General features: G+C 38.6%; 9 protein-coding genes. All 9 read left to right on the plus strand.

Annotation, left to right across the window (positions count from 1 at the left end; translation table 11 throughout):
- Positions 1–178: 178 nt before the first annotated feature.
- Complete coding sequence (locus DSD31_RS08400; protein WP_113990950.1) at positions 179–808, plus strand: phosphatase PAP2 family protein; 630 nt, start codon at positions 179–181, stop codon at positions 806–808.
- Positions 809–1766: 958 nt separating this feature from the next.
- Positions 1767–3200, plus strand: a complete 1434-nt coding sequence (locus tag DSD31_RS08410; protein WP_113990952.1) for a capsule assembly Wzi family protein — start codon at positions 1767–1769, stop codon at positions 3198–3200.
- A 148-nt stretch (positions 3201–3348) separates the two neighbouring features.
- A complete protein-coding gene (locus tag DSD31_RS08415) occupies positions 3349–4488 on the plus strand; it encodes a polysaccharide export protein (RefSeq protein WP_113990953.1) in 1140 nt (379 codons plus the stop codon).
- Positions 4488–4922: an arsenate reductase/protein-tyrosine-phosphatase family protein gene (locus DSD31_RS08420; RefSeq protein ID WP_113991387.1), complete on the plus strand. Its 435-nt coding sequence runs from the start codon at positions 4488–4490 to the stop codon at positions 4920–4922. The genes DSD31_RS08415 and DSD31_RS08420 overlap by 1 nt, the downstream gene beginning before the upstream one ends.
- Positions 4923–4939: 17 nt before the next feature.
- Entirely contained in the window at positions 4940–7102 is a 2163-nt protein-coding gene (locus tag DSD31_RS08425) for a polysaccharide biosynthesis tyrosine autokinase (protein ID WP_113990954.1), read from the plus strand.
- A 293-nt stretch (positions 7103–7395) separates the two neighbouring features.
- Complete coding sequence (gene wcaJ, locus DSD31_RS08430; protein WP_113990955.1) at positions 7396–8793, plus strand: undecaprenyl-phosphate glucose phosphotransferase; 1398 nt, start codon at positions 7396–7398, stop codon at positions 8791–8793.
- A gap of 285 nt (positions 8794–9078) precedes the next feature.
- Positions 9079–10128 (plus strand): EpsG family protein, encoded by a 1050-nt coding sequence (locus DSD31_RS08435; protein WP_113990956.1) that lies wholly within the window; start codon positions 9079–9081, stop codon positions 10126–10128.
- A gap of 27 nt (positions 10129–10155) precedes the next feature.
- Positions 10156–11256 (plus strand): glycosyltransferase, encoded by a 1101-nt coding sequence (locus DSD31_RS08440; protein WP_113990957.1) that lies wholly within the window; start codon positions 10156–10158, stop codon positions 11254–11256.
- 11 nt (positions 11257–11267) lie between these two features.
- The gene (locus DSD31_RS08445) at positions 11268–12149 is read left to right on the plus strand and encodes a glycosyltransferase (RefSeq protein WP_113990958.1); all 882 of its coding nucleotides are present in this window, start codon (positions 11268–11270) and stop codon (positions 12147–12149) included.
- Positions 12150–12167: the final 18 nt, after the last annotated feature.

Here is a 12167-nt window from a genome sequence, read left to right on the forward strand (position 1 = left end):
AAAAAATATGCCTGCCGCTGGCTGTCATAAAAAAATAAAACTTGACTGAGATCATGCTTACGCATTAAACAACAGTGATGCATGCATAAAAATGTGAAGTTATCGGATGTGTATGCCCATACCAACGTCATGGACAAAGGCGCTGCGAACTGGAAAATCGTCAAAGGATGAAAAATAAATGAACTGGCAGTGGGTCTCTTTTTTTGGCGATAGTACCGTGCTGTTACCCAGCGCGGCAGCCGTGTTCATGGTTTTATTTCTGCGCAGGCCTTCCAGACAGATTGCCTGGCAATGGGGATTGCTGTTTGGTATTACCGGCGCCATCGTCAGTGCATCAAAACTGGCTTTTATGGGCTGGGGCATCGGCATCCGCGAGTTAGATTTTACCGGTTTTAGCGGGCACACCGCTTTATCTACCGCCTTCTGGCCTATTTTCTTATGGCTGCTCTGCGCTCGCGGTAGCGTTGTTTTACGCCGGACTGCCATGGTGATGGGGTATCTGCTGGCTGGCCTCGTGGGGTATTCCCGTCTGGCGATTCATGCCCACTCCCCATCTGAAGTGATTGCCGGGCTGCTGCTTGGCGCCTGCGGTAGCGCGCTGTTTCTGCTGCTGCAGCGGAATTCATCACGTGTCGTCGATGCGCAGCTCTCCTGGGGCGGGGTGCTCAGTCTGATTATCATCCCCGTCGTGTTACTAAATACCGGTACTAAAGCGCCGACTCAGTCTTTGCTGGGTGAAATTGCCGTCAAGCTTGGGCCGCTGGAAAAACCCTTTACCCGGGCGGATATGCATAAGCATTTTTACTGAGTGTGCTGCTGACAATGAAAGAGACCTGCGAAAATAATAGAATCAGTCCCGGCCTCGCACATTCATATTCATGAAATAAATAGTTGATACTACATTCTGCAGCAATGTTTTGCTGGCACAGGAAATAACGTGGCTGAGAACAATCCTAAATAGACAGCCAGGACCTGATACTCGAAGTTAAATTATCTTTGTCAAGTATAAAAAGGGAATGAAAGGTATTAATTTTTGTAGTTGACGAAAGTGATGACAATTTGAAGGGTTAGTTTATTTTGTCAGTAAAACCCTTAAAAAACATGATGTTACTTTTGTATTGATGCGTGGGTAAGTTTCGCTGGCTGGAACAGCGAGATATTATTAAACAATCTTATTGTGATGTCGTCCGCTTGTCGGAGGAGTAAGATTTGGTTGTTTTTATAAGCGAATAGTTGTCATTTTTACTCCCATTTGCCGGCAGAATCTCGTAAACTTGATGCCGCTAAAATATTGTCAGTGACTAATAATCCGGCGGGCGCTGCGCCAGCAAAAATGTATAAATGAAGTACAGTGCATTGGTAGCTGTTAAGCCAAGGGCGGTAGCGTATCGAAACCGTCAGCGTCAATTCTTCAGTCATCTTCTATATGTTCGAAATTCCTAAAACCGGTTGCGACGGATGATTATCCGCAAGCACCGTATATAATCGGCACTCTTTCTGACTCAACGGTGTTTTATCCCTCTGGTTGACCTGAGATAGCTCATGTCCAGGGTCGGCGGTGATCGATGTGAGGGGCGTCGCTGGCGTTTTGACTGTGGAACTGACATTTCAAATAGTGCGTGGCTGATTACGTTCGAAGGGACTGCTTATTGCATCATCACTGCTGAACAAACATACTACGACTGGCGTCAGCGTGCGCTCTCTAAACTCATATTCCCCATGACTCGCCAGCTTGCGGAAACGGGGCTAAAAATGGATCTTGTATAATGATGAAAATCGCGCGTCTTGCACTTGCTTTGGGGCTGTTGACATCGGTGAGTGCGCAGGTTTATGCCTCTGGTCTGGTACTCAATGATAACGAACTGCGTAACGATCTCTCCTGGCTGTCTGACCGGGGAGTTATCCAGCTTAGCCTTTCGACCTGGCCCTTGAGTCAGGAAGAGATTACCCGGGCGTTAAAAAAGGCCAAACCCTCCTATTCTTCTGAACAGGTGGTGCTGACGCGTATTAATCAGAGGCTTTCTTCATTAAAGGCTGATTTCCGCGTCAGCGGCTACACCTCTACCGATCAACCGGGAACCCCGCAGGGCTTTGCACAAAGCCAACCGGCAGATAACTCGCTATCGCTGGCCTTTAATAACAGCGGCGACTGGTGGGATGTTCACCTGCAGGGCAATGTAGAAGGCGGTGAGCGCATCAGCAATGGCTCCCGCTTCAATGCCAACGGCGCGTACGGCGCGGTGAAGTTCTGGAACCAATGGCTGTCGTTTGGCCAGATGCCACAGTGGTGGGGGCCCGGCTATGAAGGAAGCCTGATCCGCGGGGATGCTGCGAGACCGATGACCGGACTCCTGATGCAGCGCGCTGAACAGGCGGCTCCGGAAACCTGGTGGCTACGCTGGATTGGCCCCTGGCAGTACCAGATTTCCGCCAGCCAGATGAACCAGTACACGGCGGTACCTCATGCCAAGATTATCGGCGGCCGTTTGACCTTCACTCCGTTCCAGTCTCTTGAACTCGGTGCGTCACGCATCATGCAGTGGGGAGGTGAGGGACGCCCTCAATCCTTTAGCAGCTTTTGGGATGGTTTTACCGGGCATGATAATACCGGGACGGATGATGAACCCGGGAACCAGTTGGCGGGATTTGATTTCAAACTGAAGCTCGAGCCAACGCTAGGCTGGCCGGTAAGTCTGTACGGCCAGATGATAGGGGAAGATGAATCCGGGTACCTGCCTTCGGCCAATATGTATCTGGGCGGAATTGAAGGGCACCACGGTTGGGGTAAAGATGCGATAAACTGGTATGTTGAGGCGCATGATACCCGTACTAATATGAGCCGAACGGGCTATACCTATACCCACCATATTTATAAAGATGGTTACTATCAGCAGGGATATCCGCTAGGCGATGCTATGGGGGGAGACGGGCAGCTGTTTGCCGGCAAAGTTGAGCTGGTTACCGAAGATAATCAGCGCTGGAGCAGTCGTCTGGTCTATGCCAAAGTAAATCCTAAAGATCAATCAATTAATAAGGCATTCCCGCATGCTGACACATTGAAAGGTATACAACTCGGCTGGAGTGGGGATGTCTATAAGACAGTCCGCCTCAACACCTCGTTGTGGTATACCAATGCAGACCATAGCGATAGTGATGATGTTGGCGCAAGCGCAGGGATTGAAATCCCTTTTAGTTTATAGGCTGAATGCGGCAGATTGGTAAAGAGATTGTGTAACGTTGCAGGAAGCAAATCGTATAGATCTCTATATCTGACCACACAAGGATGTGCTGGATAATCAATAGCTGTTCAGGAAATGGCAAATTTTGGTTTACTGATGATGTGACATTATGAAGAAAAAAATTGTTAGATTTTCGGCATTAGCATTGGCAATAGGTTTTTTATCGGGTTGTACCATTATTCCTGGTCAAGGATTAAATAGCTTACGGAAGAATACGGTTGAACTACCTGATAGCGATTACGATCTGGATAAACTTGTTAATGTATATCCTATGACTCCTAGTTTGGTCGATCAGTTGCGCCCAGAAACGCTGATGGCGAGACCGAATCCGCAACTGGATACTTTGCTTAAAAACTACGAGTACCGTATTGGGGTTGGGGATGTACTGATGGTGACGGTGTGGGATCATCCTGAATTGACCACACCTGCAGGTCAGTACCGGAGTGCTAGTGATACGGGTAACTGGGTCAATTCTGACGGAACTATTTTCTACCCTTATATTGGAAAGGTCCAGGTTGCAGGCAAGACATTGAGTCAAGTACGTCAGGAGATTGCGAGTCGCTTGACTACCTACATCGAAAGCCCTCAGGTTGATGTAAGTATTGCTGCATTTCGATCCCAGAAAGTTTATGTCACTGGAGAAGTAACTAACTCAGGAAAGCAGGCGATAACAAATATTCCATTGACGGTTATGGATGCTATTAATGCTGCTGGTGGACTAGCTGCCGATGCAGACTGGCGAAATGTAGTGTTGACTCATAATGGCAAAGATACACTAATTTCATTATATGCTTTGATGCAGAAGGGTGATTTGACTCAGAACCATCTATTGTATCCTGGTGATATTTTGTTTGTGCCTCGTAACGATGATCTTAAAGTTTTTGTTATGGGTGAGGTTGGTAAACAGAGCACTATGAAGATGGATCGTAGTGGTATGACCCTTACTGAAGCGATTGGTAATGCTGAAGGTATGTCACAAGCATTTAGTGATGCCACTGGTGTATTTGTTATTCGCCAGTTGAAGGGAGATAAGCAAGGGAAAATTGCTAATATCTATCAACTCAATGCACAAGATGCTTCAGCAATGGTTTTAGGAACTGAGTTCCAGTTGCAGCCTTATGATATTGTCTACGTTACCACTGCTCCTTTGGTTCGTTGGAATCGAGTGATTTCACAGTTGGTTCCGACGATTACTGGTGTGCATGATATGACAGAAACAATGCGTTATATTCAGAGATGGCCCAACTAATGTTTGATTCAATTTTAATAGTATGCACAGGAAATATTTGCCGCTCTCCGATTGGTGAGCGCTTTCTACGTCGTGAGTTACCAAACAAAAAAATAGATTCAGCTGGTACAGGTGCATTAGTCGATCATGATGCAGACGAAAGCGCAATTAAAGTTTCTGCTAAACATGGATTATCCTTAGATGGGCATAAGGGTCGGCAATTCACAGCTTCTCTAGGACGTCAGTATGATTTAATACTAGTCATGGAAAAGTATCATATTGAACAAATTGGCCGTATCGCCCCCGAAGCCAGAGGGAAAACGATGCTGTTTGGCCAATGGTTGAATAGTAGAGAAATTCCAGATCCGTATCGTAAGAGTGAAGAAGCATTTAACTCTGTATATCAATTGATCGAGCAAGCCGGCTTGCGCTGGGTTGAGAAATTAGGCGCATAAATATCAGGAAAAATTGCATGTCATCAGTTAAGCATAAATCTGTTGAGAAAGAGACAGATGAAATAGATTTAGGACGCATAGTTGGGGAAATAATTGATTATCGGAAATTAATTATTTCGATAGTGTCATTATTCACATTACTAGCGATAGTATATGCATTATTCGCTACTCCAGTGTATCAAGCAGATGCTCTAGTACAGGTTGAAGAAAAGCAAGCAAATGCCATATTGAGTAATCTGAGTCAAATGTTACCGGATAGTCAACCTCAATCGGCTCCAGAAATTGCTTTGTTACAATCGAGAATGATCTTAGGCAAAACGGTAGATGATCTAAATCTACAAGCTGAAGTTAGACAGAAGTATTTTCCTGTTTTTGGCAGTGGTTGGGCAAGATTAATGGGGGACAAACCGGGCGAAATATATGTTTCTAGACTATATGTCCCTATGACTAATGAAGACATCCCTGAATTAACTTTGAAAGTTATAGATAATAGTAATTATACTATATCTGGAGATGGGTTCGAGTTGTCAGGAAAAACAGGTGTTTTATTAGATAGTAACGGATTATCAATAAAGATAGATAAAATAGATGCTAAACCAGGAACTGAGTTCACAATTACGTACTTAACTCGGTTGCAAGCCATTACGGAATTACAAAAAATACTCACTGTTACGGACCAAGGAAAAGATACTGGAATCTTGAGTATATCGCTCACTGGTGAAAATAGAAAACTAATTGAAAGCATTGTTGATAGTATAATTGGGAACTATTTAGCACAAAATATTTCTCGGCAGGCTGCTCAGGATTCTAAAAGTTTAGAATTTTTGAGTTTACAATTACCTAAGGTCCGGACTGAATTAGATTTGGCAGAAGATAAGCTTAATGCATATCGTCGTCAAAATGATTCCGTTGATCTTTCATTAGAAGCAAAGTCTGTTTTAGATCAGATAGTTAATGCTGACAATCAATTAAATGAATTAACTTTTCGTGAATCAGAAATCTCTCAACTCTACACAAAGGAACATCCTACATATAAAGCGTTAATGGAAAAAAGAAAGACGCTACAAGATGAGAAACTGAAACTAAATAAAAAAGTTTCGTCAATGCCAGAAACACAACAGGAAATATTGCGTCTTAGTCGTGACGTAGAATCCGGGCGTGCTGTATATATGCAGTTGCTGAATAGACAACAAGAGCTCAATATTGCAAAATCTAGTGCAATTGGTAATGTCCGAATTATCGATGAAGCCGTTACACAACCTAAACCTGTTAAACCGAAAAAAATATTAGTGGTTTTAGCTGGGTTTATTCTTGGCGGAATCATTTCAATTGGATTAGTAATGATTCAAATGTTCTTGCGTAGAGGTATAGAAACTCCCGAGCAATTAGAAGATTTAGGTATCAACGTATACGCAAGTATTCCTATTTCAGACGATTTTGCAAAGAGAGTAGCCCAGGAACAAAGATGGAAAAGAAGAAAGCTTAGTGAAGTCCATGGACTTTTAGCTATTGATAACCCTGCAGACCTTGCAATTGAGGCTATAAGAGGGTTACGTACAAGCTTGCATTTTGCAATGATGGAAGCAAGGAATAACGTATTAATGATTTCTGGAGCTAGTCCAAATGCCGGGAAAACATTTGTGAGTTCAAACCTTGCTGCTGTTATATCTCAAAGCAGTAAAAGAGTTTTATTTATTGATGTTGATATGCGTAAAGGTTATACGCATAAATTATTTAATGTAAGCAATGATAATGGGCTCTCAGATATACTTTCGGGTAAAGTTGAAGCTCAAAAAGCAATAAGGTCGATTTCGACGGTTGGATTCGATTTTATCCCACGTGGTATGGTACCGCCTAATCCAGCCGAACTACTGATGCATCGACGTTTTGGGGAGTTGGTTACGTGGGCTAGTGCTAATTATGATATGGTTATTTTAGATACACCGCCAATTCTGGCAGTTACGGATGCTGCAATAATTGGTAACTATGCTGGGACTACTTTGCTAATAGCACGCTTCGAGACGAACACAGCCAAAGAGATAGAGGTAAGTGTTAAACGGTTAGAGCAGAGTGGAGTACTAGTGAAAGGATGTATTCTATATGGCGTGGTAAAGAAAGCAGGTAGCTATTATGGATACGGATATAACTATTATGGTTACAAGTATACTGATGATAAATAACCGCTGATATCAGGCACTGAGGGAAGGTCCTTCAGTGCTTATATAATGTTATATTCTGTTTTCGAGAAATAGATGAGTAAGTTTTCTTTAAGATATACTACATTATTATATTTTAACTATGTTAAACCAAAGATGTATTGACAAAATATTATTTGTTAAATGACCGAATAAAATAAAGTGGTAACTTTTAGTTAGAGTAGAACATGAAGTTGTATATAGCGATATACGTATTAGTATTTTACCATCAGTGATTTCTGCTTTATATTCAATTCTATGACCTAATGGATTTAATGATGAATATTCTTCCTGAAAGGTATCAAATCTCTGGTAATGCTTCAATTATTTCAATGATACAGAGATTGTTTGATATTGTGGTTGTTTCTTCCTCTCTATATATAGTATATTTAATTAATAACCTACAATATGACTTAGCTTTCGGAGTGTTAATATTATTCGCTCTTGTTGTTTTTCAAATGATTGGTGGGATAACAGACTTTTATCGTTCATGGAGAGGAAATAAACTCTCACTTGAATTGTTAATGATAATAAAAAACTGGACGTTAAGCTTAACAATCCTGTTTTTAATCTCAACTGTATATCCAATACCCAATGCTGAGCATTATATTTTTTATCAATGGTATATTATCGTATGTGTTGGTTTTATTTCTTTTAGATGCTTCATTAGATATGGTATTGGTGTTCTAAGAAATCTCGGTTATAATCGCCGCACCGTCGCTATGGTTGGAGCTATGCCTAGTGGTATTGCATTATTCAAAAGTTTTCAGGAACAAACGTGGCTTGGATTCGTAGTTAAAGGTATTTACGATGATACATATACTGATAATTTACAAGGAATACCATATGCTGGCGATTTAAATAAACTTGTTGAGGATGCAAAGTCTGGGAAAGTGGATAGAGTTTATATTGCTCTTGCTATTGAAGATGAAGATAAAATAAAGCAAGTACTTAAAGAGTTAACTGATACAACATGCTCAGTCCTATTAATTCCTGATTTATTTACATTCAATATATTACAATCTCGAACAGAGGAAATTAATGGAGTACCTGTTGTACCATTATTTGATACCCCTCTAAATGGAATCAATATGGTTTTTAAGAGATTAGAAGATATAGTAGTTTCAACAGTTATTCTCATCTTAATTTCCCCTGTTTTGATATTGATTTCGTGTGTTGTTAAATTTACGTCTCCTGGTCCCGTCTTTTTTCGGCAGATACGTTATGGAATGGATGGTAAACCAATTAGAGTATGGAAATTCCGCTCAATGACTGTTATGGAAAATGATGGTAACGTCAAACAAGCAACTAAAAATGATGTTAGAATTACTAAAGTTGGTAAGATCTTACGTAAGACCTCTTTAGATGAGCTACCGCAGTTTTTTAATGTACTCTTTGGACAGATGTCAGTGGTTGGTCCAAGACCACATGCAGTTTCTCACAATGAGCAATATAGAGCACTTATCCAAGGATACATGTTAAGGCATAAAGTTAAGCCAGGTATTACAGGTTTAGCACAGATTAATGGCTGGCGTGGTGAAACTGACACGCTAGAAAAAATGGAAAAAAGAATCGAATATGATTTGATTTATATCCGTAATTGGAGTATTTGGTTAGATTTGAAGATAATTTTTCTTACAATTTTCAAAGGTTTTGTGAATAAATCAGCTTATTAGTATTTTCGTAGTAAAAAAGCAGGAGATAATTAAAGTGCTTTTATCTCCTGCCTGTCATTACTAATAAATATAGGCAATGTGTATTGGTTAAAACATGGCACGCAGTAATATAGTATCACCAAAGTACACTATATAAAAAGGTGAATGTTATTTATTATATTTTATCTTGATCTTTGTCAACATACACCTGTAATATAGAATACGTAATCTTAATTATCTATCAAGAAACTATCGTGTAATGGATAAAAGGAATTAAGACAAATTTTAATTATTACGAGATAAAAAATGCTCCCATATATTATTGCACTATTACTTGTCTATTCTTGGGTTGTTGCTGAATATAAAATATTAAATAGAAAATCCGTCCTCTTCCCATTGCTTATATTGGTGATCTTAGCCACGATGAGACATTATGAGATTGGGACCGATGCGAATGTTTATACTCGTTATTTCCGTTTTCCTTTTAATAATTATGCATTTCAATTCGATCCAGAAGTAGAGACTGGTTACCAATACTTAGTATATTTGGTTCGTGAGATTTATAGTAGTGATTATTCACTGTATTTTTTCGTGATGGCGATAGTTTCCATTTTTCCTGTTATATATACTTTAAAATCAAGGTCTGTAGATTACCCTCTTTCAATATATGTTTATATTACATTTGGTTTGTATATGGCGATGTACAATCAAATTCGCCAGTGTATTGCGATGGGGATTTGTTTCTTAGCGACAAAATATCTAGTGAATAAAAATTTCATTAAATATTTTATTGTAATCTTAATTGCATCACAATTTCATGTGACCGCGTCTCTTATGTTGATATTTTATTTCGTATGCCATAATAAATTGAGAATAGAATATAAAATAATACCTATTGTTTTAAGTAGCGCTATAGCTGCGCCTCTTATGATAGCACATATGGCTCTGAATAACTCAAGATACGAACATTACACAGAGGAAGCATCAAAAGGAAAAAATGGATTATTAACCGTTCTGTTATATGTAGTGATTGCATTATTTTTCTATATAATAGGAAAGCGATTAAGGAAAGAAAACTTAGAATATAGAATCTATGAGTGCATGTATTTATGTGGGGTAGCTCTGTTACTCCCTGTAGCTATGCTAGGAACAGATCCAGCAGGCCCTCAACGAATTATTCAGTATTTTTTATATTATGTTATGTTGATGTTTCCTATAGTATTCAAAAAAATAAATAACAAATTTATTTATGTTACCTTCATGATTGTATCTTTTATATATTTTGTACTGATGATTGCAAGCAATATTGCTGGTGTTTATCCATATCAATTCAATCCAGTGTTTGACTTTTTTTGACAATAGAAAATTACTGAGGTCATATAAATGAAAGTACTACATGTAGCAGAAACCTTTAAAGGAGGCGTTGCTACCGTTATAAATAGTTTGGCCACATATCAATTAAATAATAACGAAATTGACGGCGTAGAAGTCATTGTGCCAAATGAACATATTTCAGAAATATCACCAATACTAAAGGATAACGTGATAACCTTCAAAAGGAAAAAAAGAGGAGTAGCATCATTAATAAATCTTGGTATTGTTTTATATAAAAAGATAAAAATATATAAGCCCGATATAGTTCATCTTCACAGCACTTTTGCTGGAGTCATTGGACGCGTATTAATACTTACTGTATTTAATAATAAAAATATTAAAGTCGTCTATTGTCCTCATGCTTTTCCGTTTTTGATGGATTCGCATAAACTCAAAAAAACATTATATATAAAATGCGAAAAAATATTATCAAGGTGTACGAGTAAAATTATTTGCGTTGGGGATAGCGAATATAGTGATGCTTCTCTGGCTGGTATTCCTAGAGATAAAATGGTTGTAATTAATAATGGCGTCAATATTCCGACGGTATCAAATGAAGTTAATTGCAACAATTGTGAAGAATACACTTTGTTGTATGTTGGACGCTTCGATTACCAGAAAGGCACTGATATTTTCATAAAGGCATTGAAAATTATAGATAGTGCGGCATTAACTTATAAAATTAAAGTTATCATGGTTGGCGAACCAGTAAATGACAGTATTGATTATAAGAATCTAGAATTTAAAAACATCAATGTAATATTTACTGGTTGGATTAATCAAGAATCACTATTTGATTATTACCTAAAGGCCAATTGTTTAGTTATTCCTTCTCGATGGGAGGGGCTTGCTATGGTCCCACTTGAGGCGATAAGCTATAAGCTACCTGTTATCGCAAGCAATATAAGTGCCTTTCAAACAATAAATGATCTAAGTGGTCTCTCATTTACAAATGAAGATGCGGCTTCACTTGCAAAATTATTATCTAGTTTAAATGATTATGATTTGAACAAAATAAAAGATATCTTGTATGAAAAGGTTGTAACCGAATATACACAAGAATTAATGAATGATAAAACCTTTGCAGTATATAAAAATGCACTTTCTTAAGAGATATTGAAATGAAAGATAATCCGTTAGTAACTGTCTATATTCCGACTTATAATCGAATGGAGTTATTAAAGCGCGCACTTAACTCAGTTGTCAATCAGACGTATAAGAATTTAGAAATAATCGTCGTTGATGATAATTCGAGTGATGGAACTCAAGAGTTTCTTAAGAACTTTAATAAACAAGATTCACGGGTAAGTTATATCTTTAAAACAAATAACTCTGGCGCTTGTGTTAGTCGAAACTTAGCTATAGATAAAGCATCTGGGCTATTTATAACTGGATTAGATGATGATGATTATTTCGCACCAAACAGGATCGAACAATTAATAGATAAATCACATCTGTTGAACAAATATGTATTTTTATATACATATTACCTGACTGTTGTGGCTGGAGGGAAGTATAAAAAGGTTAGACACCTTAATTCAATCTTGCCAACGACAATAACAGGAAGAGATTTGTTACATAAAAATATCATTGGCAATCAATGTTTTACTTATACAAAAAGATTGAGAGATGCCGGTAAGTTTTCTCCAGATATGCCAGCATGGCAAGATATGGAACTTTTCTATAGATTGCTTACATATTCTGAACTAAATAAAGCATATCTGATTAATATGCCTTTGTATTACCAAGATACCTCACATGACAAAAATAGAATATCGCTAAGCAATAAACAGAAGATATATAATGCGTTCGAAATATTCTGCGAAAGGAATAATATTGAAAATAGAGAGCGAGAAATACTAAAAGCGCAGTTAATCAGTTATGGTATTAAAATAGAATATTCATCACTATTTAAACGTATCATAGGTAATACAAATGTCTATTCCTATTTAGTAGACATTTTCCTGCTTATAAAAAACATGAGCAATGAAAAAATCGTATGAGAAGCATATCTAGATGAG

This window comes from Klebsiella sp. X13, from assembly GCF_003323835.1.
In the GTDB taxonomy this organism is placed as follows: domain Bacteria; phylum Pseudomonadota; class Gammaproteobacteria; order Enterobacterales; family Enterobacteriaceae; genus Klebsiella; species Klebsiella ornithinolytica.